The following is a 26,583-nucleotide window of genomic DNA, read 5'->3' as shown; positions in this document are numbered from 1 at the left end:
ATTCCTACTTTCTGTTCTTAATTATTACAATATAATGAGAACTGTCATTATTATATACAAAATGATCAGATAAGAAAAGTTTTTTTATGACAAAATGATAAACATGTTCACACAAATGTTTAGGTGCATCCCTTATCACGTTAGATTATCTATCATCATTCGTTTATTGTGTTTGAATATCTACCCATCTAAAGTTAATATACGACTGTCCAGGACGATTAATATCTGTAACTTTAGGATTCTGTAATATTGCTTGATAAGACTGATAAACAGGAATTTGTACCGCATATTCATCCAAGCCTACTTGTTCTAATTGAATTAAAGTTTGCCATCTATTCTCTGGTTCAAGTGCTTGTGTACGACTCTGGTTAACTAATGCATCTAGGTCATCATAGTGATAGTTTCCACGTGTGATACTTGAATCAAATCGTTCCAGATAATTAATTGGATCACCGAAGTCAGCTTGCCAAAAAGTCACACCCAAGTCGTACTCACCTTTTGATAAGGCTGCAAAACGAGCTGATGATGGCATAGTATGAATAGTCACTTCAATTCCAGGAAGATGTTCTGTTAATTGAGATTGAATATATTCTGCAAATAACTGACTTTCTTCATCGTCGGCAGCAACCATATCCAAGGATAAAGTTTCTAAATTACTTTCAGCAAGGCCTTCTTCCCAATTTTCTTGAGCTTCTTTCAAGTCATAATCTGTTTCGATTATAGCATCATCCCTAAAATCAACAGCTGTATCCGGATTCCATGCTACTTCACGTGACACAAATCCGTTAGTTGCGATCGAACCATTCTGTAGTATGTTATCTACAAAAGCTTCACGGTCAATGGCTTGGTAAAGTGCTTGTCGAATATTCAAATTGTCCAATCCTGGCGTTTCGTGGTTGACTTCAATATAATTCGTTCGAGGCGTCGGATAGGTTTGGAAATCTTTATTACTTTGATTTTGAACTGCAAAATTACCGGTTAACTCTATCACATCTAATTCACCTGAATCATACAAGTTTAAAGCAGTTGCAGTTTCTGGAAGATATTGGAAATTTACAGTGTCAAGATGAACATTATCAGCATCCCAGTATTGTTCATTTTTCTCAAAGGTCCAGGTGTTACCACTAGCAGCATCCCAATTCGTTAACACAAAAGGACCATTATAAACTGCGCTATCACTTGTAGAGCCATATTGATCACCTGCTGCTTCAACTACCTCTTTGTTTTGGGGATAGTAGGCAGGTATAGTTAATAAATCAGTAAAATAAGTACTTGGGTTTTCTAAACTAATTTCTAGCGTATGATCATCTATCGCTCGAACACCTAAGTCATTTATTGCCATATCTCCTGCCATAATTTCACTGGCATTTTTAATAATACCATCAAACATATAAGCGTAAGGTGCACCCAGATTCGGATCAACCATCCGTCGCCAAGCGTAAACGTAATCTTCAGCTGTTACCGCATCTCCATTAGACCACTTTGCCGTTTCTTTTATCTTTATGGTATACACTAAACCATCTTCCGACACTTCTGGTACATTTTCTGCATCTGCAGCAATTAGCTGATTATCTAAATCATAAGTATATAAACCATTGTAAAAATTCATATTAGCAGTGATTGTAGCAATATTAGAGGCTGCAAAAGCCGTGTCTACAGATTGAATCTCATCCGTAGATTGCATATTTAACACCTTATCATTTAAAGTATTGGTATTACCACAAGCTGCTAACAGTATTGCAGTAGCTAAACCTAGAGCTGCTTTCTTCATTACTTTATTCCTCCCAAAAAAAACTGTTTCATTTCATTATTATACATTTGTCTATTTTATTTACAAAATATAAGTGACAAGACTTCAAATTTCTGATAAAGTTATATTTTGTGCGTTTGATAAATATACCTTACGAAGTACTATATTTGCACTAAAAAAATAAATATTATTTTTGCATTATGTAGAAAATTTGACACATCAAGCTTTTGAACCAGTCATAAAAGTCTGGACAAATAATTTCAGTTAAACAACTTGACTCTTGCTCATAAACTCTATATATTGTGCTTATAAGAAAACCCATAACAATATATGGAATTTTTAGGAGGAAATATAATGGTAACTGTATATACTAAACCAAATTGCATGCAATGCAATTTCACAAAAAAATATTTAACTGAAAAAGAAATTGATTTTCAAACGATCGATATAACAGAGTCTGAAGAAGCATTAGCGAAAGTTAAAGACATGGGCTTCCAAGCTGTTCCTGTAATTGTTGCGGAAAATGAAGAAGCTTTCTACGGTTTCCAACCGGACCGTTTGGCTAAATTAGCATAAGTTTGTTAATGACGCAACTTAAGTATATCTAAGTCGTTTTTATATAAAAAGAGCCATGAACAGGCACGCTGTCAATTTGACAAGCATTGTTCATGGCTCTTTATTTTTAAGTACTTTATCGTTCCATATAGTCTGATTCAGCCAAATCAGCCATCATTTGATATAAATCTCCAGCTGTTAACGCATCTTTTTCTGCCTTACTGAAATCTTTAATAATTTTGCCGTGATGTAATAAAATCATTCGATTGCCATATAACAAAGCATCTTGTAAATTATGTGTAATCATTAAAGCGGTTAAATTATGATCTTTCACTTGATCAGAAGAGATTTCTAAAATACGTTTAGAAGTCTTAGCATCTAAAGCAGCTGTGTGCTCATCTAATAATAGAATTTCTGGTCTTGTGAGGGTTGCCATCAATAACGCAATGGCTTGTCTTTGCCCACCAGAAAGGAGCCCTATTTCTGTATCCAAACGATTTTCTAAGCCCAGGTGTAGTTGACTCAACGCTTGTTGGAATTGCTTTCGGTTCTCCTCTTTAATAGCTAGTTTAAACCCTCTCTTTTGCCCACGTTTCAAAGCTAAGGAGAGATTTTCTTCAACAGTCATCCGTGGCGCTGTACCCATAGATGGGTTTTGAAAAACACGAGAAACTGATTTCGCACGCTCTTCCTCTGCAAGACGTGTAATATCTTTTCCATTTAACGTAATGTTACCTGAGTCTAGTAAAAAGGTGCCTGCAATTGCATTTAATAAGGTTGATTTTCCAGCACCATTTCCCCCGACAATTGTAATGAAATCCCCTTTTTCTACTTTAAGAGATAAGTCATCTAAAGCTGCGAAGGCATCTGGCGTTCGTTTATTAAATATTTTTCTAGCTTGATAAATCTCTAATAAAGTCGTCATGATTTAGTCACCTTTCTATATTCACGATAATCTGCTAGTCTGTTTTGGATAGTAGGAATGGCTAAACATAAAGCCACAATTATTGCTGAGAATAAACGGAAGTCATTTGCTTCAAAGTTCAACATTAACACGATTGTTAAAAGTAAACGATAGATTATTGAACCAATTAAAATTGTCATAAAACGAACTCCTAATTTAACATTACGGAATAAAACTTCTCCAATAATGATAGAAGCTAAGCCAATCACAACCGTACCAACTCCCATTTGAATATCTGCATATCCATTGTCTGTAGATACAATATATCCTGAGATTGCGATCAAACCATTTGCTAACATATAGCCCAACATTGTCATTTCAGAAGTTTCAATACCTAAAGACTTAGCCATTTGTATATTATCACCAGTCGCAATTAGCGCTTGACCCATTTCAGTTTTAAAGAAATAAGTTAATAAAAGGATGATCGTAGCAATAATCACTAAGCCAATCACAATAGTATCAACATTTCGTGGCAAGGATAAATTTGCAATAGCTGACTTTAATGTAGTGACTGTAGATAAAGACATATTAGCCTTACCCATGATTTTCAAGTTAATTGAATAAATACCTGTCATTGTAATGATTCCGGCTAACAAAGGATTTATACTGACACGTGTGACTAAAAATCCTGTAATCGCTCCCGCTGCCATACCAGCTAAAAAAGATATCAGTAGGGTTGTGAAAGGATCGATATTAAAGTAAAGCATTTGCGCACCAATCGCACCTCCAAGTACAAAAGAACCTTCAGTTGTCATATCAGGTGCATTTAAAATTCTAAACGTGATATAAATGCCCAGACCCATCACCGCCCAGATTGTTCCCTGAGAAATAGCACTAATCATCATATCCATTTTATCCCCTCCTTATTCACCAACTAATTCAGCATACGCTTCACTATTGACATCAATTGCATCACTAACGACTTCTTTTGGTAACTCAATACCTAAATCAGCTGCCTTTGTTGTATTAATATAAGTATCCGTTTTATCATTATAAATAATTGGATACGTTTCAGTATTTGCACCCTCAATCACATCAGCAACGACTGTTGCCGTATCTAACCCAAATTGATATTGATTAATGCCAACAGTCGCTAAACCACCATCAGCAACCATAGCATCAACTACAGGTATTACAGGAATGTCCTTTGCATCAGTTACCTGTATTAATGTATCCATGGCACTCGCGATTGTGTTGTCATTTGGCACCCAAATAGCATCTACCTGACCAGCCAATTGTTCAGCCACGGAAGCTAAATCATTGGTTGAGGTAATCGTTGCTTCAATAACTGTTAATCCTCTGCTTTCTGCTTCCGTTTTTGCGTCATTGACTGTTCTTGTAACGTTTGACTCAGATGAATTATATATAATACCTACACTCTCTATATCAGGTAAAATTTCCTGCATTAGATCAAACTGCTCTGCAACTGGCGCTGTATCTGTTACTCCAGTAATATTAGCACCAGGTTCTTCATCAGAAGCAATGAAACCATTATTAGAGGGATCTGATACTGCAGAAAGAATTACAGGACGGTCTCCATTAGAAGCATTAGCTAAAGCTTGTGCAGCTGGAGTAGCAATACCAACTAAAATATCTGCATCTTCAGCTATAAAAGCATCAGAAATCATGGCTAAATCGGATTGATTTCCCTGACCATTTTGATAATCAATGGTGATGTTTTCACCTTCTACATAACCTCGCTCAGCCATACCATCATAAAACCCTTCTCTAATTTGATCTAATGATGGGTGTTGGATAAACTGCAATAAGCCAACAGTGATATCCTCTTCAGTAACTACTAATTGAGACTCACCTGCTTCTTTTGTGGGAATTTCTAATCCCTCTCTTTTAGCAATAAGCGTCGGCATTGCTAAATATAATGCAAAAAGTGCAACGACTAACCCCGAAGCAATACTTGAAATTTTCTTCATGTTTCTCCTCCTAATCTATACAAAAAAACGCCCCACTCTAAACTGTAGGACGTTAAGTTCCCACATAGTTGATTCTAGTAATCATTACTACATGTCTATGTGGGGGTTATTTTGAAAGGCTCAAATATGTTCTCCACATAAATACAGTCCAGAAAACTGAAGTTGTATCTATGCGCACTCGTGCAGATACAACTAATTTATGTGGCTTTGCCAGTTTTTCATTGTTTGCACAGTAGTTAACATTTGAGTGGCTCCCTTCATCTTTGATATCTTGTTAATCAAATATTAGCAAATCATGAGAAAAAAGACAAGCATAATATCAGGAAAAAGGATAATTCATTTTGGATTCGATATGTTAAAATGATCCACTTTTTTGCCAAAAGAAATAAAAACCCTTATAATAGTGTGTTAGGAAGGTGGTGCTTACATGTCTTTTGACGGTATGTTTACCCATGCACTAATTAAAGAATTAAACACAACGTTAGCAGGTGGTCGGATTCATAAAATCCAACAACCTTATGAGATGGAACTGGTATTAACTATCCGTGCTAACCGCAAAAACCACAAATTATTAATTTCAGCCCATCCGAGTTTCGGGCGTATACAAATAACAGAGCAAGCCTATAATAATCCTGAAACACCACCAAACTTTACTATGGTATTACGGAAATATGTTGAAGGAAATATTATTGAAGGTATTGAACAGTATGATAATGATAGAATAATCATTTTTAATTTAACTAGAAGAGATGAGTTAGGTGACGCTAGTCAACAACAATTAATTGTCGAAATCATGGGACGTCATTCCAATATCTTTTTATTAGACAAAGATAAGAAGATTATCGATGCGATTAAACATGTGCCAATGTATCAAAATACTTTTAGAACAATCTTACCTGGTGCAACTTATCAACTTCCTCCACATCAAAATCAAGTGAATCCTTTTAAAGTTGGCGAAAATTTTGAAGCGGATAAATCTTTAATGACAACAAAGTTCTTACAGAGTCAATTGATGGGGTTGGGTCGTGATTCGGCTATTGAATTAGCACACCTAATTGAAATAGATAGTCGTAAACCATATGAAGTCATTCGAGATTTCTGTATCAGATTTGACCATCCTACGCCAACACTAGTGATACAAGAGAATAAGCAACACTTTTTAGCGTTCCCTTATGCTACTATTTCTGGTGAGAAACACCAATATCATAATTTAAGTGAACTATTAACAGCATACTATGCAGAAAAAAGTAAGCATGACTATGTGCGCCAAGTTGGTAATGCGATTATTCAAGCAGTAGATAAGAATCTTAAGCACCAACACAAACGTTTGGCCAATCTAAATCAAGATATAGAAAAGTCGTCTAAAGCAGATATCTTCCAATTAAAAGGTGAATTATTGACCACCTTTTTATACCAGATTGAAAAAGGTCAAACAGAGGTTACCTTAGCGAACTACCACGATAATGACCAACCGATTACAATCAGCTTAGATCCCGCCCTATCGCCATCGCAAAATGCACAGAAATATTATCACAAATATAATAAGTTGCGTAATGCGATTAATCATATTGAGAAACAAAAACAAGTTGCTGAAGCTGAAATCCAATATCTAGAATCTATTCAAACACAATTAAATTTTGCTGAACCAAATGAATTAGCAGATATTCGGGAAGAATTAATTGATCAAGGTTATCTAAAAAAACAAAAGCAAGATAAGAAAAAGAGATCAAATAATGCTTCAGCTAAGCCTCGGGAATTCCAAACTCAAGAAGGGAATCGTATTTTAGTTGGACGTAATAACAAACAAAATGATCAATTGACCATGCGTCAAGCCAACAAAAACCACTATTGGTTCCACACAAAGGATATTCCCGGTTCACACGTTATTTTAGAATCTAGTAATCCTAGTGAGGCTGAAATTACTCAAGCTGCACAATTAGCGGCTGCATATTCAAAATACAGGCAATCTAATAATGTACCTGTTGATTACACACAAGTAAAACATGTAAAAAAACCAAATGGTAGTAAACCTGGTTTTGTAAATTATTTTGAACAAAAGACTATATTTGTAACACCAGCCAAATTGAACTAACATTTCTATATAAAGAGGTCGAACGAAAAGCTATTCTTTACCAGCCATATGGCTAACCAACCTAGCGTATACTCGTTCGACCTTTTTAGATATTTATACTAACGAATACGTTTATAAGCATGTTTTTTTACTTGGCAAGTAAATACAGGCAACTGATAGATCTCGCCATCACAGTTTAAGTTCATTGGCAATCCGTTCTCACTTATATATACTACTTCATCACAAGTTAGATGATGCAACTCTTTAACACCACCATGGTTTCCTGAGAAAAATTTATATATTAAGCCCCATATTTTGCGTGTTGGAAGCGTTTGCGCATAGACCAATTCTAGCAATCCATCATCCATTTGACCATTAAGATTCACCTTAAAACCACCACCGTACATGATTCCATTACACAAAGCGGCAAGTATATAAGGGCCAGGTTCAATTTGCTGATCCACTCCCGCTAACCGGGCTTTTAATATAATATCAAAAGCTGTACCATTTGTTAATGCCTTAGGAATAGAAGCCATATAGACATATTTTTGAAATATTTTGTTCTTTTTCTTGAAATGATTAGCCTGGTACACGACATTTGCATCTAAGCCAACACTCAAAATATTCATGACATATAAATCTAACTCAGGAATAAAGATAGCATCAGTCGCACTAGTTGCCCCTTTAAAAATTTGATCAACTTGATCTTTAATTGATCGCTTACCATATAAACTTCCGTAAAAGTCATTTCCCGTACCAAAAGGTAAAATAGCAAAAGTAAAATTTGTATCGATAACTATATTCCCAATTGAGTGTACAGTGCCATCTCCACCACAAGCGATCACTACACCGTCAGCGTATTTTTTGGCAAAACGGTCGATTAAAAATTGACTAGATGTTTTTGAAGTTGAATAAACTAAAAATATATTATCTTTATCTATACCAAATATAGACGCTCGCTCTTGTATTAATGCATTAATATCAGCTTTTTTCTTCTTTCCGGCTGACTTATTGAATATAAATAAAAAGCCCTTATCACTCATGTTTGTCACCCTTTGTCTAAATTATAAAAGCGTTTCATCATCACCTTCATTATAGCAAACAATTTATTATTCAATGTTATATGGTTTTTTGTTTAGTTTATCGAATGTACGTTTGTATTGACCGAACATACGTGCTATACTAGATTCAAATAAAAGCGAATAGTTAGAACTCATAACCTATATCAAAAGGAGTACAGCTAATGAAAGAACGTCATCTGCAAATACTTAAATGTATTTATTCTAATATACAAAGTCAAGGATTCCCTCCCACTGTAAGAGAAATCTGTGAAGCAGTAAATTTATCCTCAACATCAACCGTACATGGCCATTTATCACAATTAGAGAAACAAGGTTATCTTCTACGTAATGCGACAAAACCTCGTGCCATGGAGATTACTGACAAAGGGTTGACATTGTTAGGTGTATCTAACCAAGGTATCCCAATGATCGGTACAGTAACAGCTGGTCAGCCAATTACAGCAATTGAAGAAATTGAAGATTATTTTCCAATTCCACCTACTCTGCAAAATCAGTCCGAATCATTATTTATGTTAAAAATTCGTGGCGATTCGATGATTGAAGCCGGTATCTTAGACGGGGATTATGTGATTGTTCGGCAAGAATCAACTGCTAAAAACGGCGATATCGTTATTGCAATGACAGATGAAGGGGAAGCTACCTGTAAACGTTTCTTTAAAGAAGATGGATATATTCGCCTGCAACCTGAAAATCATAGTTTAGAACCGATCATTTTAACAGATGTTCAAATTTTGGGTCGCGTTATTAGTCTATTTAGAGAACATACATACTAAACTCAGTATAGCTATATAGTGTGCACATTTTGTTTGCCCTATATATAAAGAAACTGCCTCGAGCACACGTCCATAATACCCTATATCAAAAAAACATGACGCCCTACTGTCTAGTCTACTTAACTGACGAGGGTTAGTCATGTTTTTTTTAGAATTAATAATGCATCAATGAAAAGACATCTGTTCCAGCAATTTTTTCTCTAGCCTTAAATTCATCTAATTCAACTAAGAAGGCAGCGCCAACTACTTCGCCACCCAATTTCTCGATTAACGAAACACATGCTTCGATTGTGCCTCCCGTAGCTAATAAATCATCAGCGATAAGGACTTTGTCACCTGGTTTGATAGCATCTTTATGGATTTGTAAAGTTGACTTTCCGTACTCTAAACCGTAATCAATAGATTCGATTTCACGAGGTAGTTTGCCTTTCTTACGAGCTGGTACAAAACCGATGTTTAATGCATAAGCAACCGGACAACCTACAATAAAACCACGAGCTTCTGGTCCGACAACGACATCAACATCTTTTTCTCGTGCAAATGCCACAATTTCATCGATTGCTTCGTGGAAAGCTGGACCATTCCCCATCAGAGGTGTAATATCTCTAAATAAAATATCTTTCTCTGGGAAGTCCTGTACATCTGCAATATATTGTTTAAAATCCATTATTTTCCTCCTGAATAGAAATAATCTTTAATCATAGTAACATCATTATACCGCAATAATCGTTCATTATTGATTTGGGACGCCCAATCAGCCATAGTTTTAGTGGCTAGTAAGTCAACTTTCTCACTGACCGGTATGGTCACTAAATCTGTATTATGCCATTTGACTAGCTCAGCTTCTTCTAGAACTTTCACCATTAATTCTAGTTTTACCTTGGAAATTTTAAAGTAGTCTGCCAGTACTTGCTCATTACCTGCAAGTGGTACAGTCCCATGCCCTTGTAAATATTTATATAATTGAGCGAATTCTTGACGTGTTGGTTTTCCTACCAAATAAGCATTAATAGAGGAGTATGCATAGACATAAATATTATCAATCGCCTTACTAATTATCAAGTCTTTTATAGCTGATAAGTCTTTTGGAATATCAAAAATTACTAAGCTTTTATAAGCAACAAGGGTCGTGCCCTTTTCTATAATTTGACCAATATCACTAGTCATAATTGCCTCACTGGTGAAAGGAATATCATCCTTATAAGCTTGGAAAAATGGCTCATTTTCAAAAACATAAATGGCATTTTCTATCGACATAATTTGATTACGCTCGCGCAAATTCCGTAAATCAAAAATACTCTTACTTGCTTGACGAATATCTTTGATTTGTGCTTGTGGTGATTGATTACCATTCCATGCATTAACAGACAAACTAAATACCACATCAATTGGTTCATTCGCTACTAGTTGTTTCGCTAAGTCACCCGACTTGAAAGCAATCATACTTATTTTGACATCACCGTCTGTTACCATTAGCTTTAAGGTATTTTTATCTTTTCCAATTAACTGAATTTGTGATAATTGAATATCTCTCATTAGAAATAAAGGCTGTCTATTATCGGTTCCAAATGGCTTTATCGGATCAAGTGCCTTAATATTTTCAAGGGTAATATCAGAAATATCAATAACCCCATCAATTCTTAAGGGTGTTTTCTGATTAAATACCGATGCAAATTCAATCATTCGATCAAGTAAAGTTGTTTTCCAATCTTCAAATTGATCAATAGGAACTGTCATCCCGGCAGCCATTTCATGACCACCAAATTTATCTGTATAATCTTTTCCAGCTTGTAATACTTGGAAAAGGTCAATTCCTTCAACGGAACGTCCAGACCCTTTATAAGTACCCTTTTCGCTATTCTTACTTAATAAAATAGTTGGGCGATGGTACTTTTCAACCAAACGACTAGCTACAATACCAAGCACCCCTTCGTGCCAACCTTCCTGACCTAAAATAATCATCTGTGGTAAATGATTTTCGCCATCAACGAGAGCTTCAGCTTCTTTCACCATCTCATCTACAATTGCTTTACGAGCGTTATTCTCTGAATCTAATAGTTCAACCAATTCTGCTACTTCTTGGTCATCAAATGAAGTTAAAAATTGTACTCCAGGATTTGGATCACCTAGACGACCTAATGCATTTAATCTAGGCCCCAGAATAAAACTAATTGTTTGTTCATCGATTTGGTCAGGTTGAATATTTTCTTTTTCAAAGAACATTTGTAATCCTAACCGTTCAGTATGCTTCATTTGGTCTATACCAGACGAAACAATGACCCGGTTTTCATCAGTTAATGAGACTGAGTCAGCAACTGTTCCAATCGCAGCAACATCTAGTAAATCACTAGGTGTTTCACCAAGTAGCGCTGTAGCCAATTTTAAGGCCACACCAGCCCCCGCTAGATCACCAAAAGGATATTGCCCTTCTGGGTGACGTGGGTGGACGATGGCATAAGCATCCGGCAAGCTATCGCCAATTTCATGATGGTCTGTGATAATCACATCAATCCCTTGCTCTTTAGCATAAGCAACTGCCTCATGACCAGCGACACCATTATCACAAGTGAGTATTAATTGGGTGCCTTTCTTGATGTAATAGGCATAGACATCTTTGTTTGGCCCATATCCATCTTCAAATCGATTAGGTAAATAAAAAGATACATTCGCCCCAAGCATCTCTAGTGTCTCATAGAGAATAGTTGTTGATGTAATCCCATCTGCATCATAATCCCCATAAATTAAAATTTCTTCATAGTTTTCAACGGCTTGCTGGAGTCTTGAAACGGCCTTATCCATATCTTTTAACAGGAATGGATCGTGAAATATGGGCTCTTTAGCAATAAAAGCTCGGATAGCTGCTGTCGTTTGATAGCCTTTATCATAAATAACTTGTACAACCATTTTGGGTAAGGATAAGTCTTCAGCTAGTTGTTGGATAAAGGCTGTAGATTGGTCATCCTCTTTCGTTAAATATTCAGGTTCTATCCATTCATAAACTGATTGCAACAAAATTGGTCCTCATTTCTAAATACTGTAGAAAAATCAGTCTCTAAACTGACCTTTTTTAAAAGTTAAATGTATTAAACGATAAGCTACGTTTGGTGCCAATCGCATCAAGCGATTCATGATATCATAGTAGAATGGTACAACTAGCTCAAACTGGCCACGTTCGATTGCGGTTGCCATTTTGTCCGCCACAATCTCTGGTGTTGTAGCAAAAGTTTGGACATTTTCAAAATATGACCCATCTTTATCTGCGATATCAAAGAAAGCTGTGTCAACCGGTCCTGGTAGAATGCAAGTAACCTTAATCTTAGTCGACCATAAATCTTGTCTTAGTCCATTGGCAAAGGCATGAACACCTGCTTTACTAGCTGCATAAACGGCTGACTTAGGTGTTTGGATTAAACCAGCTACTGAAGAAATTAAAGTAATATTATTTGTTTTAGTATCTTGGTCTAACATTCCAGCTGCAAAGCGTTTTGAAAGAAACATAGTCAATAGTAAGTTTGTATGCGTTAACTTGGCAATTTGAGTATAATCTTGGTCTTCAATCGTTGAAAAATCACCGAAACCTAAACAATGTACGAAGTTTTCAATCTGACCTTTATCAAAACAGTATTTGGCGAAATTTTCAGCTTCATCTCCCGTAACTAAATCCGCCGTATAGGATAACACTTGACCGGCACCTAGTTCAAGAGCATGCTTTTTTGTTTCATTTAGTCGCTTTTTATTACGACCATTGATAATGATATTTCTACCTTTGCTAGCCATCTTGTAGGCAAAAGCTTGACCGATTCCTGAAGATGCACCTGTAATGACTGTATATGTTTGAGACATTTTCATCACTCCTATAAATTTCGCTACTTACCTAGATTAATTGAATCAAAATCTTTTACAATGTGACTATTATGAAATATCTTTTTAGCGTCTGCTTCTAATTGTTGTGATGTCTTCCCTACATATCTTGCTGAGATATGCGTTAATAGTAATTGTTTAACATTCGCCTCCTTGGCTACTAGACCCGCTTGCTTGGCAGTTGAATGATAGTAATTACGCGCCATACGTTCCTCACCTTCTGCAAAAGTAGCTTCATGAACTAATATATCCGCATCTTTCGCTAGTGCAACAGCATTACGATGATAACGCGTATCTCCTAAAATAGTAATAATACGACCTTTTATATCTGGTCCAATGAAATCCTGACCATTCAACTGTCGTCCATCATCTAGTGTGATGGTTTTTCCTTGTTTTAATTGACCTAATAACGGACCATTTGGTACACCGGCTGCTCTTGCTTTATCAATCAATAATTCACCTACCTGATCTGCTTCAATTACCCTATAACCATATGACTGGATAGCGTGGTCTAAAGTCTTGTAAATGACTTGATATTGGTCATTTTGAAAAACAATACCTTCATCTGCTAACTCATGAATGATTAAATCATAGCCTAAGCTAGTACGGGTAACCTGAAGAAAATTTTCTATATATGCTTTTATCCCTTTAGGTCCGTATATCGTGACCGCTGATTCTCCGCCTTGATGACTTCTTGAAGATAGAAAACCTGGTAAACCAAAAATATGGTCGCCATGTAGATGCGTAATAAAAATTTTAGTGACTTTTCGGGGTTTTAACGTGGTTTTCATGATTTGATGCTGGGTTGCTTCGCCACAATCAAACATCCACATTTCATTACTCTCGTCTAATAATTTTAACATGATACTAGTTACATTCCGACTTCTACTCGGTACGCCAGCACCTGTTCCTAAAAAAGTTATCTCCACTTTCTTTCGCTCATTTCTATTTATAAATTCGTAAAAACCAAGAGCGCACATTAAATCCAAGTTTCCCTGTTCAATGTGCGCTCCTGTTTCAATGCCTAGAAAATCTATTCTTGGAATTCAAACTCGTAATCCAATATTCGGATAATATCCCCTTGCTTAGCACCACGTGCAGCCAAGGCTTTATCAACACCCATATTCTTCAATTGACGAGCAAATCGTAATGCTGACTCATCATATTCCAAATTAGCCATTTTAAATAATTTCTCAATTTTATCCCCATATAGATAGAAAGTACCATCTGATTCTCGTCCTACATAGAATGGCGGTTCTTCATCTTCAGGCATTTCATAAACAACTGTTTCTGTAGAAGCTTGTTTACCTTCTTCAGCAATCCGCTCTTCTTCCAAGCGAATCAATTCGGCAGTATGGTCCATTAAAGGTTCCAATCCTTCTCTAGTATAAGCAGAGATTGGGAATATCTCTGGCAGTGCTAAATCTGGATAATTTTCAGCAAAATAGCTTGCAAGTTTCTCCTTAAACTCTTCAATATATAATTCAGCTTCAGGAATATCCATCTTGTTCGCTACGATAATCGTTGGTCGTGACATTAGTTGATCATCATAATGATGTAGTTCCTTATTAATAGCAACGTAATCCTCAAAAGGATCTCGATTTTCAAAACCACCCATATCAATTACATGTAAAATTACCTTAGTTCGTTCAACATGACGTAAAAATTGGAAACCTAGCCCTATACCGTCAGCTGCTCCCTCAATTAAACCTGGTAAATCCGCTAGTACGAATGATTCGTTTGAACGTGTATTCACTACACCTAAGTTGGGCGTAATTGTTGTAAAGTGATAGTCCCCTATTTTTGGTGTTGCTGCCGTCACAACAGATAATAACGTTGATTTCCCAACTGAAGGGAAACCTACTAATCCTGCATCAGCAATTAATTTTAATTCTAGTTGCAGGGTAATTTCCTCTCCTGGTTCACCATTCTCCGCGATTTCCGGTGCAGGATTGTTATGAGTGGCGAATTTCATATTCCCACGACCACCACGACCTCCGTGAGCAACAACAAGTTCTTCACCATCTTTTACTAAATCACCAATAATTTGACCAGTGTCAAAGTTTTTAACTACTGTTCCAGGGGGTACAGCGACATACATATCTTCTGCACCACGTCCATACATTCCTTTAGGCATACCATTTTCGCCTGGTTTCGCTTTGAAGTGACGGTTGTAGCGGAAGTCCATCAAAGTTCTCAATCCTTCATCTACTTTGAAGATAACGTCACCACCACGGCCACCATCTCCTCCAGCTGGACCACCATCTGGACGATATTTTTCTCGTAAAAAGGCAACCATACCGTCGCCACCCTTACCTGCTTTTACCCAGATTTTAGCATAATCAAAAAATGTTGACATATGTTCCCCCCTCCTTTCAATTACGATTACTATACTTATTTAGTGTTAATACGGTTTGTATCAGCAAGTATTAAAATCGCTTGTGCAATCAAACTCAAAATTGCCAAACGGTTATTTTGCACCGTTTGTTCTTCTGCAAACACCATATTGTGATCAAAAAATTCAGTGATTATTGGTGTTAAGGCCTCAAGTTGATTATAGTTGTCTTGCATGTCATTTGTCATCTCTAAGCCTTTAGCACTATTAAATAATGCTACTTCAGATTCAGTTTCAAAACGGCTCTCATCTATTATAGCATTCTCCACGTTTAATTCGCGGGCTTTCTTACCTAAATTCAAGATACGATTCCACGCTTCGAGTGTTTCTTTAAATGAAGATTTACTACTTGCTTCTTGTAAGACCTTACTTGCTGCTAATTTCGTTAAAATATCATTTGAACGACTTTGTAAGACAGCATCCGCAATATCATAACGAATTTCTTGATCATTCAATATCGCTTTCAAACGGTCATTTACAAATTGACTCAATGCCGTTTGTAATTGAAGTAGACGATCTTGATCTTGAATATCATAAACAGTTTGCAAGATACTTATAATATCAGTTTTCCAGTCAAAAGTTAACTCATTTTCGATTAGAATGCGCACAATTCCAGAAGTTTGACGACGTAAAGCAAACGGATCGTTTGATCCAGAAGGAATACGGTTGATATTAAAGAATGAGATAACAGAATCTAATTTATCTGAGACTGCAAATAATTTTCCTAATTGGCTAGCTGGTAATTCTCCATCTGCAGAAATAGGCATATAATGTTCACGAATAGCGGTAGCAACAGCAGGAGTTTCACCAAATTCTAAGGCATATTTTTCACCCATAACACCCTGTAATTCAGAGAATTCATCTACAATACCTGTTACTAAATCAAATTTATAGATTTCAGCAGTACGTATAATATCTTCCGCTTGTGCATCGGCAAATTCATCTGACCATTTTTCAGCAAGGTATTGCGCAATTTGACCTGTACGTGTCATTTTTTCTTGTAATGTACCAATTTCAGCGTGGAAAGTCACCTTAGCCAAACGATCCTGGAAGTCTTGAATGGTTTTAGTTTTATCTTCATTTACAAAGAAGAAGCCATCTTCTAAACGAGCAGTTAGCACTTTTTGATTCCCTTTTCGAACATTATCCAGATATTCAGCATTTCCATTACGAACTGCTAGGAATAAAGGTAACAAGTTACCAGCTTGATCTTTAACATAGAAGTAACGTTGATGGTTCTTCATTGAAGTAATAAGTACTTCATCTGGTAATTCTAGGTATTTCTCATCGAAATTACCAATAAAGGCTGTTGGATATTCAACAATCTGTGTAACTTCTTCAAGTAAATCTTCATCAATATCAATTTGATAGTCATTTTCACTCGCTAATTGGTTGATTTGTTGTTCAATCAATGCTTTTCGTTCATCTTGATTAACAATGACAAACTCTTTTGCTAATGCTGCTTCATAAGCATCTGCATCAGCAATCGTTACAGCTTGGTCACCTAAATAGCGATGTCCACGAGAAACATTTGAAGCTGTTAAATTTAAGAAAGTTAATGGTAAGACTTGATCATCCAGTAATGCTACCATCCAGTGAATTGGGCGAATATATTTGACATCATATGAAGCCCAGTGCATAGAAACAGGAAATGACATATGATCAATAACAGTTACAATATTTTGTAAAATATCTGCTGCAGGACTTCCTGGGTTAGATATTTCAATGAAAACATACTCTTCCCCTTTTACTTCCTCAAAGTAAATATCTTCAACAGATGCGCCTTTTCCGCGAGCAAAACCTTGCGCAGCTTTGGTCCAGTTACCTTCTTCATCTTGGGCAATACGTTTAGCTGGTCCCTTAGCAACTTCAGAAAAATCTGTTTGTTTATCTGCTAGACCATTCACACGAACTGTTAAACGACGTGGGGTCGCAAATGTTTCAACATTTTCAAAAGTTAAACGGTTTTCTGTTAAAAAGTTTTCAACTAAAGCTTTTAATTGGTTAACGGCATTACGCACGTATTGGGCAGGTACCTCTTCTAAACCAATTTCAAATAAAAATTTATGTTGGCTCATTATTTTGCCTCCTTCAATAACGCTTCTGCTGTTTCGCGGTCTAATAATGGGTAACCCAAATCAGCACGTTTTTTCACAAACATTTTAGCTACGCGACGCGCCATATTACGGATACGTGCTAGATAAGCAGCACGGTCAGTAACAGAGATGACCCCACGTGCATCCAATAAGTTAAATGTATGTGAGCATTTTAAAATGTAGTCATAAGCCGGGTGAACTAATTCATTATCGATCTGTTTTAGCGCTTCAGTTTCATATTTATTGAAGACAGAGAACAACATATCTACATCTGATTCTTCAAATGAATAAACTGAGTGCTCATACTCAGCTTGGCCAAAAATTTCACCATATTTGACCCCTTCAACCCATTCAATATCATAAACTGAGTCAACCTCTTGGATGTAAGAAGCTAAACGTTCTAAACCGTAAGTTAATTCAGATGTTACAGGCTTACATTCCAATCCACCAACTTGTTGGAAATAAGTAAATTGGGTAACTTCCATCCCGTCTAACCAAACTTCCCAACCCAAACCAGCACAACCTAATGAAGGATTTTCCCAGTTATCTTCTACAAAACGAATATCATGTTGTAATGGATCAATACCTAATTGTTTTAGGCTTTCAATATAAAGCTCTTGAATATTTTCTGGATTTGGCTTCATCACGACTTGGAATTGGTGATGTTGGTATAAACGGTTTGGATTTTCACCATAACGACCGTCAGCTGGACGACGAGATGGCTCTACGTAACAAGCATTCCACGGTTCAGGTCCGATTGCTCGCAAGAAGGTATAAGGTGACATAGTACCCGCACCTTTTTCAGTATCATAGGCATTTAAAACTAAGCAGCCTTGCTCTGCCCAGTAATTTTGTAAAGTTAAAATAATATCTTGAAATGTTTTATGATTCGTTGCCAAGATGTTCACTTCCTCATTCTTAATCTTTAGTGGTCAAATACATCAGAAGACACAAAAAAGCCCCTATGTATTTGAAAAACAAACACATAGGGACGATTATATCGCGGTTCCACCCTACTTCTAATGCATAAACTCATTAGCGCTTTATTGCTAAGTGCTCCAATATGCCTTCACATGAGTTCAATTCGGCCGCTTTCACCATCCGACCTCGCTTTAGAATCTACCTCTAGTTACTTAGTATTTTCATTGCACTTCTTATATTCAGCTATTATCATACTTTTTTTCTCTTTTATCGTCAAGTGGATTGATAAAAGTTTCTAACTGACTAATAAAGTGTCTACTCTTCAAATGAATGCCAACGTACTCCTCATATAGGTCATCTAAAGCCTGTCTAATTTCAGCTTTGGTACTAACCTGTAAGTTCACTTCTCCTAACCTATCGTAGGAAATTTGGCTGAACATTCGAATAAAATGACTAGCTCTAGGTGACCAATGCAAACGGCGTTCATCCATATGAAAATGATCCGCACATAATACCCCAGCATATGCCATAGAATAATCAAATCTTCCACTGTCCTGGCCACATATTGCACAATATAGAAAATTCGGTGCTACACCAAATTTAGGTAGCAACTGAATTTCAAATATATTCGCCACAACAGACGGATCAACACCTGCTTCAATTTTACCTAAACCTTGCCACAACAAATCAAAAACCTTGTCTTCTTGAATAAAATCTTCAAAAGCAGCATCCGTTAATCCTGTCATATAAGCAGCATAAGCATTGGCTTGGATATCATCAATCGTCGTCTTAGGAAATTGAATATTGCCAGTATCATTCAAGAAGGAAAAGCCTTGATCATTTATAGTCCCAACAAAAGAGGCGCGCATATATGGAAAGGCAATCTCTTTTAGACTATTATTTTGTCGTTGAATATTTTTAACAAAAAACATACGCTTTCCATATTCTTTTGTAAATATCTTAATTAGTAAATCATTTTCTTTATACTTACGCGTAAAAAGGACAATCCCATCGAATCGCGCATAATGATCCTTCCGCATGGTCTTGCCCTCCTTTTCATACACATTTGCATATACCTACTTCGTTTGTGGATTAGCCTTTGTAATTTTTATAGTTATAACCTAAATCACCTAAGTTTGATTTATTATTACGCCAGTTCTTTATGATCTTCACCCATAGTTCCAAATATATTTTTGAACCTAATAGATTTTCAATTTCTTTGCGCACATCAACACCTATTTTCTTGATCATTTTACCACCTTTGCCGATAATGATGCCTTTTTGGCTTTTTTGATCAACTATGATAGTGGCATATACATGGACGCGGTCTAATTCATCTTTTTGCATAGAATCAACTTGAACAGCTACCGAATGTGGAATTTCTTCATAGGTATTTAATAGAATCTGTTCACGAATTAATTCAGATACCACAAAATATTCTGGGTGGTCTGTAATAAAATCAGATGGATAATACTGTGGTCCTGTTGGTAAAAGATTCACCAAGGTATCCATTAGGGTTCCAACATTATTCCCGTTTAAAGCAGATAAAGGAATAATGCCATCAAAACTATCTGGGTTTGGAATCGTTTCTATAAAATCAGCTAAAGTATCTGGTGAAACTTTATCAATTTTATTTATCCCTAAAAACTTGCGTGTTTTATAATTTTTAATTTTTTCAAAGACAAATTTATCACCAGGTCCAATGGGTTCTTCAGCATTTACAAGCATTAAGATAACATCTACTTCCTCAAGAGATTGGTAAGCAGACTTATTCATAAATTCACCTAACTCATTATGTGGTTTATGAATACCAGGTGTGTCAATAAAGACAATCTGTGCTTCTTCTGAAGTGTAAACAGCTTGAATCTTATTACGTGTCGTCTGAGCTTTATCAGACATGATCGCTACTTTTTGACCAACAACACGGTTTAAAAATGTTGACTTTCCAACATTAGGACGACCAACGATTGCTACAAAACCGGATTTATAACCATCAAAATTATCTTCTGCCTGGGCACCATCATCTTCTAGTAACTTTTCTAAGTCCTCAATATTATCAAAATCGTTTATATTAAAATCTTCTATATTCAAAAATAGTCTCCCTTATTCAGTATTAATGGAAAAAAAGTAAAATTTCAGGAACAAAAATGAGTAAACCAACAATGACGGCCATCATAGAAGAAATTAAGACACCTCCAGCGGCTACATCTTTCACATTTTTAGCAATTGGATGATATTGTTGGTCGGTAACTAAATCAATAATCCACTCAGCTATGGTGTTGGTAATCTCCATACAAATGACAATAGCACACGTTAATATGAGAATTAACCATTTCTCAATAGACAAATTGAAATAATAGGCTGCTAACATCACTAATACTAAGCCTAGTAGTTGATATCGAATGTTACGCTCATGAACAAATGCAAATCGAATACCACTCAAAGCATAGCCCATAGATTCAAAAAAATTATGATTTTTATCCACCTTGGGCAATTCTGGTGTTTGCTTACGCTCTTTTAAGTCCATAAGCATCTAAAATCTCTTTCTGTAGACTAAACATTTCCTTCTCATCCGTTTCATTCATATGGTCATATCCATTCAAATGTAAAAAGCCATGGATAGCTAAAAAACCTAACTCGCGTTCAAAAGAGTGTCCATATTCCTCAGCTTGTGCTCGGGTTTTATCAATTGAAATGAAAAGATCCCCCAGTTCTCGTGGCATGTCTTCTGGTAGACCAACAATTGATAGTTCATCTTCACCTAGATCTTCAATCGCAAAAGAAATCACATCGGTTGGACTGTCAATATTACGGTAAGTTCTATTGATTTCATGAATTTCTGCATCATTCACAATAGTTAATGATAAATCAATTTCTCCTGTTAATTCTAAATAATCAGCTGCAAACTCTAGCAATTCATGTAACATTTTTTCATCTTCAGCAGAAACTTCCTTTGTTTTATCTTCATAAATTAAATCTAACACATCTTCACCTTTTTTCTCCTAGCCTTGACCTTCACTATCTTCATTCGCATAAGCATCAATAATTGCTGATACTACAGGATGACGCACAACATCAGTTGCAGTAAAGTGAACAAAGTCTATATCTTTAATACCTCTTAAGTATCGTTCAGCATCAATCAAACCAGATTTAGCACCTCTTGGTAAATCGATTTGTGTTTTATCACCATTGACAATCATCTTAGAGCCGAATCCAAGACGGGTTAAGAACATCTTCATTTGAGCAACGGTGGTATTTTGTGCTTCATCTAAGATAACAAAAGCATCTTCTAAAGTACGCCCACGCATATAAGCTAATGGTGCTATTTCAATCACTCCACGCTCTAATAAACGCTCCGTATGTTCACGACCATAAATCGTATACAAAGCATCATAAATTGGACGTAAGTACGGATCTACCTTTTCTTTCAAGTCCCCTGGTAAAAATCCCAAACTTTCTCCCGCCTCAACCGCTGGGCGTGTCAATACAATGCGTTTCACTCGTCCTTGTTTGAGTGCCTGAACGGCCATCATCACTGCTAAGAAAGTTTTCCCAGTACCAGCTGGTCCAATTCCAAACGTTATGGCATGTTTATTGACAGCATGTAAATATTGACGTTGACCTACAGATTTTGTGCGAATGGCTTTTCCTTCAAATGTTCGACCAATTTCTTCTTCATATAAACTCACGAAATGGTTCAGTGTTCCATTTCTCGCCATCTTAATAGCAGTAACCACATCACGTTCACCAATTGTAATGCCCGATTGTAGAATAACTTGTAATTCGGTTAATAAATCAATTGTTTGTATAACACTCGCTTCAGGTCCACTCACTTCAATATGCTCATCCCTAGCAAATATTTGAACCTCAAAAGCTTGTTCAATCAAAGAAAGATTACGGTCCTCAGTACCAAAAAGTTGTACAGCTAACGCTGGATCCATCAAGGCTACACTTTTGCTAATTGTAGATTCTGTCAAATGAAAACTTCCTCCTTTTCGTATTAAGTAAATTATAGCAAAAATGTAAGATAAATACGAATAACAGATCATACATTATCAAATGCTTTGTCCTTTTTCGAAAAGGACATTTACTTTCGAAAGTGAATGGATCAATGATATAATGGAGAAAACGCTTTATGGAGGCATAAAAATTGCAAAAAATTATAGCCATCGCTAATCTAGTAAAAGATTGGCAATTTAAAGATATTCAAGATATTGCGAGTAATTATCAAGTGAAACGAGCAGACGAATTAACAGACGTAGACTATCCCAACATTGAAATTCAATATGGTTGGAACGCTGATTTAGCCGAGAAATATAAAATGAATGGTTATGATAGCCTACGCTGGATTCAAGTCCAATTTGCTGGAATTAATCAATTACCTAAAGAGATTGTTACTGATCAAAATATTCAAATTACTAACATGAGCGGTATCCATGCAACACCAATAGCTGAAACGGTATTTGGTTATATTTTAAATTACTATCGCAGTTTACACATTTATAAAGCGCGTGAACAAGAAAAGCACTGGGCATACGCAAAACATATGTCATTACCTGAGAAAAAAATGTTGATTTTTGGTGCTGGTAATGTGGGGAAAGAAATAGCCCGTATCGGCCAAGCATTCGGTTTAGAAACAGTCGGTGTGAATACGTCAGGTCGCAATGTAGACCACTTTGATCAAACAGTGAAAACAGCGGACGGATTTAAGCAAGTGACTGACGCCAATATCATCGTCAACGTCTTACCAGAAACAGACGCCACACAAGCTGTTTTCAATACCGATTTCTTTAATCGTCAAGAGAATCAACCACTATTTATTAACGTTGGTCGTGGGTCTGCTGTGGTCGACGAAGACCTGATTAATGCTCTAGAAAATGACCGCATTGCTTACGCTGCTTTAGACGTCTTTAATGAGGAACCACTGCCTAGAGACCATCCTTTCTGGACTCATGAAAAAATTGATGTTACACCACATATGACTGGTCAAGTAGAACACTTTGCCATCGAAACATATAAGATATTCCATGCTAACTTAAAAGCTTACGCAGAAAAGGGCGACTTAGCCGTCAATGTTGTTTCAAAAGAAAAAGGCTATTAAATCACAATAAGTCAAATAGATAAAAAAGCATCGGCTTTTCTAAATTTCGGAATAGCCAATGCTTTTTCCGATATTTTTTTGTTTATTTTGCAAATAAGATTACTGGGGGAAGACCTTCAAATTGGCCAACATAAACACCTGGTTCAATGACTTTAGGCATATTAACGGCACCTGAAGCTACAAACATGCCTGGTTCAATAGCTTGACCAATTTCAGCTAATTTTTGTGCCAACCATTGGACTGAATATGCTGGGTGACCCATCACCTCTTTTGAAGAACCCTGAGTGTATGGTTGACCATCTAGTGTTACTGTCCCTATCACGTCATCAATTTCTTGATAAGTTCGTTTGACATATTCACCAGCTACTACACCTGCATTGGCTGCGCCATCGGCAATCAATTCAAATTTTGAAATATTCCCGTACCAGTTGTCATAACGGCAATCAGGAATTTCATATCCTGTCGCCACCTTACATTTAGACATGATCGTCTCAACAGAATCGTCAGGCGAAATCCTTTCTTCAGCCTTGAATATCATTTCAAATTCTAACAATGGCCCCATAAATTTGCTTAGATCTATATCCGAACCCCAAACGCCTTTATCTGTCATGACACCATATAAAGGAGTTGAAGTCTTAAAGAAGGACTGTTGAATTTTTGCTGACAAAGAAATTTTATATCCCGCAACTTGTTCACCAGCCTCTTTTCGTAAATCTAAAACGGCTTGTTGAACACGGTATCCGTCTTCCTCATTCAATATCCCGAACTTCCCATATTTTACGGGGATTTTATGATTATCTGCTTGATAAAGTGCTTGACTTGCGAAAATAATTTCTTGATCCATCATAAACTGTTATCCTCCATTTTACATGGCGTCAGATGCGCCACCGTCAATATTCACTGCTGTACCACTAACATAAGAAGCAGCATCTGAAGCAAGAAAACTAATCACTTTAGCAGCTTCTGCTGTTTCACCAACACGGCCCATTGGCGTATGCGTATCCTTGGCTTTTTGTTTTGAAAACTCTTCCCAAGTGGGTTTTTCCGGGTCATTTTGCCACATATTTTCAACCTGCTCACTTCGGATATAACCAATACATACCGCATTTGCACGAATATTGTATTCACCGTACTCCTTACTCAATTCCTTGATGACGGCAAGTCCTGCTGAGCGGGCTGGTGAGGTTGGAACTGATTTTGGACCTGGCGTCTTTCCTGAATTTGATAAAACACTAATAATAGACCCTGACGCTTGCTTTCGCATATAGGGGAGTACTTCACGTGTAAAATTCGCCACACCAATAATTTTGATTTCTAAATCAAATCGCCAGGCATCATTATCTACTTCTTCAAATGAGCCCGCTCTGTGGCCACCCGCATTATTGACTAAGATATCGATAGTCCCGTATTTGGATGCAGTATCCGCAATTGCCTTTTGGACAGCGGATAAATCTGTAACGTCAGCTACTGCGTAATCTACTTCAACCCCCGTAGCTTCTTTAATGGCTGTTTGTGCCTCAATTAATCTTTCCTCGTGGCGGGCTGTAATCACAACGTGTGCACCCTCCTCAGCCAGTGTTTTTGCTGTTTCAAATCCGATACCTCTACTTGCCCCGGTTATGACTGCTACTTTACCTTTTAGTCCTAAATCCATCAAAATCGCTCCTTCATCTTTATAGATCTTATTGATTTGAAAAAAGTTTCCACTCAAGTTCCAGATTTTTACCATTCTTTATAGCTTTCGGCCTCAACTAATAAAAAAACGACGACCGTCAACAGGCCGCCGTTTCATTAGCTAGAGCCCGTTTCACGTGGAAAAGGACTCTCCTAGAGAAGAATCCTACTTAGCTAATGATAATAATTCTTGTTTTGAATTAAATGGAGACGCAACAAATACGTCAGCATGCATCATATATATGGAGGATATTCTAAATTGACGCATTGTTGTCACCCCTTTCAAATTACTAAATACAATTTATCAAAAAAAAGAAGTGATTTCAAGCTATTTTTTAATTTTATTTTAATGAATTTCTCATTTATAATATTAAAACTCAATTTTTTGACCAATAAAAAAGGAAGTCAAATGACTTCCTTTTTATATTCAAATAAATTAACTTAAATATTTTTTGGCTACTGTTTGCATTGCATTACCTTCAACTCGGCCTTTAAATTTAGCCACAGCAGTTTGCATTACTTTACCAAAATCTTTCATAGATGTTGCGCCACCTTCATCAATAACTTGATTAACGCCTTCATCAAATTCAGATTCTGATAATTGTGCTGGCAAATATTCTCGATAATGCAATTACAGCAACCGCGCTATCTGCTAATTCTACATGATCTGCTTGACGGAATCCTACTTCCAACTCTTTTCCTTGCTTCAACTCGCGAGCCAAAAGTTCAATTTCTTCATCCACAGACAAGGTATCACTTTGTTAATTTCAGCATTTTGAACTGCTGTCTTTAACATCCGGATAACAGATAACTTACATTTATCTTTAGCTTTCATGGCTACCTTCATATCGGTATTTAGTTGGTCTAATAACGCCATGAGCTGTCTCTTTTAAGTGAGGTAAACAATTAGAATTTACGTTTACGAGCCGCTTCAGATTTCTTCTTACGTTTTACTGAAGGTTTTTCGTAGAATTCACGTTTACGTGCTTCTTGTATTGTACCAGATTTTGAAACTGAACGTTTGAAGCGACGAAGAGCGTCGTCAAGTGATTCGTTTTTACGAACTACAGTTTTTGACATGACATTTCCCTCCCCTCGTTACTACAAATCGTTCTTTCATACTTGAAAAAACGTTCTAGTGAATTATACGTCATTAAATAAATAAAGTCAATTATCCCTACGTCATTTTATTGGTTAATCGAATAATCATTGAATTTTTTTACACGTTGTTACAGTAGAAATAGAAGCTAAATGGGGACTTTATATTAATTCAATTTGGTTTCTTTATAATAAAGAGCGGAAATATCTCCTAAACTTTTTAAAAGCCAGCTATAAAGATGTCAAGGAATAAATTGAAAGTTTAGGACGTGATTCTGAAGTGTGATTTTGAAGGAATTTATGTTATTGCT

Annotated in this window: 24 protein-coding genes and 1 pseudogene; 4 read left to right on the top strand and 21 right to left on the bottom strand. The window is 36.4% G+C overall.

Annotated elements, in window-relative coordinates:
* Positions 1-163: 163 nt before the first annotated feature.
* Positions 164-1,771, bottom strand: a complete 1,608-nt coding sequence (locus CJ191_RS06985) for a peptide ABC transporter substrate-binding protein (protein WP_102199380.1) — start codon at positions 1,769-1,771, stop codon at positions 164-166.
* A gap of 333 nt (positions 1,772-2,104) precedes the next feature.
* Between CJ191_RS06985 and nrdH the strand changes: the two genes are divergently transcribed.
* Positions 2,105-2,326 (top strand): glutaredoxin-like protein NrdH, encoded by a 222-nt coding sequence (gene nrdH, locus CJ191_RS06980; protein ID WP_070467879.1) that lies wholly within the window; start codon positions 2,105-2,107, stop codon positions 2,324-2,326.
* 115 nt (positions 2,327-2,441) lie between these two features.
* Here the strand turns inward: nrdH and CJ191_RS06975 are convergent, their stop codons facing one another.
* Genes CJ191_RS06975 through trpX form a run of 3 tightly spaced genes read right to left on the bottom strand, consistent with a single transcriptional unit; the run spans position 2,442 to position 5,200 of the window.
* On the bottom strand, positions 2,442-3,230 hold the full coding sequence (locus CJ191_RS06975) for an ABC transporter ATP-binding protein (protein ID WP_102199379.1): 789 nt from the start codon (positions 3,228-3,230) through the stop codon (positions 2,442-2,444).
* A complete protein-coding gene (locus CJ191_RS06970; RefSeq protein WP_070467877.1) occupies positions 3,227-4,120 on the bottom strand; it encodes an ABC transporter permease in 894 nt (297 codons plus the stop codon). The genes CJ191_RS06975 and CJ191_RS06970 overlap by 4 nt, the downstream gene beginning before the upstream one ends.
* Positions 4,121-4,132: 12 nt before the next feature.
* Complete coding sequence (gene trpX / locus CJ191_RS06965) at positions 4,133-5,200, bottom strand: tryptophan ABC transporter substrate-binding protein (RefSeq protein WP_102199378.1); 1,068 nt, start codon at positions 5,198-5,200, stop codon at positions 4,133-4,135.
* A gap of 427 nt (positions 5,201-5,627) precedes the next feature.
* On the opposite strand from trpX, the gene CJ191_RS06960 reads away from it, so the two are divergent.
* Positions 5,628-7,292, top strand: a complete 1,665-nt coding sequence (locus tag CJ191_RS06960; protein WP_070467875.1) for an NFACT RNA binding domain-containing protein — start codon at positions 5,628-5,630, stop codon at positions 7,290-7,292.
* A 98-nt stretch (positions 7,293-7,390) separates the two neighbouring features.
* Here CJ191_RS06960 and CJ191_RS06955 read toward each other — a convergent pair whose 3' ends face one another.
* The gene (locus CJ191_RS06955; RefSeq protein WP_070467874.1) at positions 7,391-8,314 is read right to left on the bottom strand and encodes a diacylglycerol/lipid kinase family protein; all 924 of its coding nucleotides are present in this window, start codon (positions 8,312-8,314) and stop codon (positions 7,391-7,393) included.
* Between the two features lie 200 nt (positions 8,315-8,514).
* On the opposite strand from CJ191_RS06955, the gene lexA reads away from it, so the two are divergent.
* The gene (lexA, locus tag CJ191_RS06950; RefSeq protein WP_070467873.1) at positions 8,515-9,126 is read left to right on the top strand and encodes a transcriptional repressor LexA; all 612 of its coding nucleotides are present in this window, start codon (positions 8,515-8,517) and stop codon (positions 9,124-9,126) included.
* A 154-nt stretch (positions 9,127-9,280) separates the two neighbouring features.
* Here the strand turns inward: lexA and CJ191_RS06945 are convergent, their stop codons facing one another.
* From CJ191_RS06945 to CJ191_RS06890, 12 genes are all read right to left on the bottom strand, one after another.
* The gene (locus tag CJ191_RS06945) at positions 9,281-9,793 is read right to left on the bottom strand and encodes an adenine phosphoribosyltransferase (protein WP_070467872.1); all 513 of its coding nucleotides are present in this window, start codon (positions 9,791-9,793) and stop codon (positions 9,281-9,283) included.
* Complete coding sequence (gene recJ, locus CJ191_RS06940; RefSeq protein WP_083272749.1) at positions 9,793-12,138, bottom strand: single-stranded-DNA-specific exonuclease RecJ; 2,346 nt, start codon at positions 12,136-12,138, stop codon at positions 9,793-9,795. Before recJ ends, CJ191_RS06945 begins: the two co-directional genes overlap by 1 nt.
* 33 nt (positions 12,139-12,171) lie before the next feature.
* Positions 12,172-12,969, bottom strand: a complete 798-nt coding sequence (locus CJ191_RS06935; protein WP_102199377.1) for an SDR family NAD(P)-dependent oxidoreductase — start codon at positions 12,967-12,969, stop codon at positions 12,172-12,174.
* Positions 12,970-12,992: 23 nt separating this feature from the next.
* The gene (gene rnz / locus CJ191_RS06930; RefSeq protein WP_070467870.1) at positions 12,993-13,916 is read right to left on the bottom strand and encodes a ribonuclease Z; all 924 of its coding nucleotides are present in this window, start codon (positions 13,914-13,916) and stop codon (positions 12,993-12,995) included.
* 104 nt (positions 13,917-14,020) lie between these two features.
* Entirely contained in the window at positions 14,021-15,346 is a 1,326-nt protein-coding gene (obgE, locus tag CJ191_RS06925; protein ID WP_070467869.1) for a GTPase ObgE, read from the bottom strand.
* Positions 15,347-15,381: 35 nt separating this feature from the next.
* Positions 15,382-17,460, bottom strand: a complete 2,079-nt coding sequence (gene glyS, locus CJ191_RS06920) for a glycine--tRNA ligase subunit beta (protein WP_070467868.1) — start codon at positions 17,458-17,460, stop codon at positions 15,382-15,384.
* The gene (gene glyQ / locus CJ191_RS06915; protein ID WP_102199376.1) at positions 17,460-18,377 is read right to left on the bottom strand and encodes a glycine--tRNA ligase subunit alpha; all 918 of its coding nucleotides are present in this window, start codon (positions 18,375-18,377) and stop codon (positions 17,460-17,462) included. Before glyQ ends, glyS begins: the two co-directional genes overlap by 1 nt.
* Before the next feature lie 261 nt (positions 18,378-18,638).
* Complete coding sequence (gene recO / locus CJ191_RS06910) at positions 18,639-19,439, bottom strand: DNA repair protein RecO (protein WP_070467866.1); 801 nt, start codon at positions 19,437-19,439, stop codon at positions 18,639-18,641.
* A gap of 52 nt (positions 19,440-19,491) precedes the next feature.
* Positions 19,492-20,490 (bottom strand): GTPase Era, encoded by a 999-nt coding sequence (era, locus tag CJ191_RS06905; protein WP_102199375.1) that lies wholly within the window; start codon positions 20,488-20,490, stop codon positions 19,492-19,494.
* Positions 20,491-20,512: 22 nt separating this feature from the next.
* The gene (locus tag CJ191_RS06900; RefSeq protein ID WP_070467865.1) at positions 20,513-20,932 is read right to left on the bottom strand and encodes a diacylglycerol kinase family protein; all 420 of its coding nucleotides are present in this window, start codon (positions 20,930-20,932) and stop codon (positions 20,513-20,515) included.
* The gene (gene ybeY, locus CJ191_RS06895; protein ID WP_257994147.1) at positions 20,907-21,326 is read right to left on the bottom strand and encodes an rRNA maturation RNase YbeY; all 420 of its coding nucleotides are present in this window, start codon (positions 21,324-21,326) and stop codon (positions 20,907-20,909) included. The genes CJ191_RS06900 and ybeY overlap by 26 nt, the downstream gene beginning before the upstream one ends.
* Positions 21,327-21,401: 75 nt before the next feature.
* Complete coding sequence (locus tag CJ191_RS06890; RefSeq protein ID WP_102199374.1) at positions 21,402-22,376, bottom strand: PhoH family protein; 975 nt, start codon at positions 22,374-22,376, stop codon at positions 21,402-21,404.
* 173 nt (positions 22,377-22,549) lie between these two features.
* On the opposite strand from CJ191_RS06890, the gene CJ191_RS06885 reads away from it, so the two are divergent.
* Positions 22,550-23,500 carry a phosphoglycerate dehydrogenase gene (locus CJ191_RS06885; protein WP_070467862.1) on the top strand — a complete coding sequence of 317 codons (951 nt, stop codon included), beginning with the start codon at positions 22,550-22,552 and terminating at the stop codon, positions 23,498-23,500.
* Between the two features lie 82 nt (positions 23,501-23,582).
* On the opposite strand, the gene CJ191_RS06880 is transcribed toward CJ191_RS06885, so the two are convergent.
* From CJ191_RS06880 to rpsU, 4 genes and pseudogenes are all read right to left on the bottom strand, one after another.
* Positions 23,583-24,347 carry a 2-keto-4-pentenoate hydratase gene (locus tag CJ191_RS06880; protein ID WP_102199373.1) on the bottom strand — a complete coding sequence of 255 codons (765 nt, stop codon included), beginning with the start codon at positions 24,345-24,347 and terminating at the stop codon, positions 23,583-23,585.
* Between the two features lie 18 nt (positions 24,348-24,365).
* Positions 24,366-25,154 (bottom strand): SDR family NAD(P)-dependent oxidoreductase, encoded by a 789-nt coding sequence (locus CJ191_RS06875; protein ID WP_070467860.1) that lies wholly within the window; start codon positions 25,152-25,154, stop codon positions 24,366-24,368.
* A gap of 456 nt (positions 25,155-25,610) precedes the next feature.
* Positions 25,611-26,051, bottom strand: a pseudogene (locus tag CJ191_RS06870) (GatB/YqeY domain-containing protein).
* 29 nt (positions 26,052-26,080) lie between these two features.
* Positions 26,081-26,254, bottom strand: a complete 174-nt coding sequence (rpsU, locus tag CJ191_RS06865) for a 30S ribosomal protein S21 (RefSeq protein WP_003142732.1) — start codon at positions 26,252-26,254, stop codon at positions 26,081-26,083.
* Positions 26,255-26,583: the final 329 nt, after the last annotated feature.

It is taken from the genome of Aerococcus viridans, from assembly GCF_002871935.1.
Taxonomy (GTDB): domain Bacteria; phylum Bacillota; class Bacilli; order Lactobacillales; family Aerococcaceae; genus Aerococcus; species Aerococcus viridans_B.
This window is presented reverse-complemented; position numbering and strand designations above follow the sequence as displayed.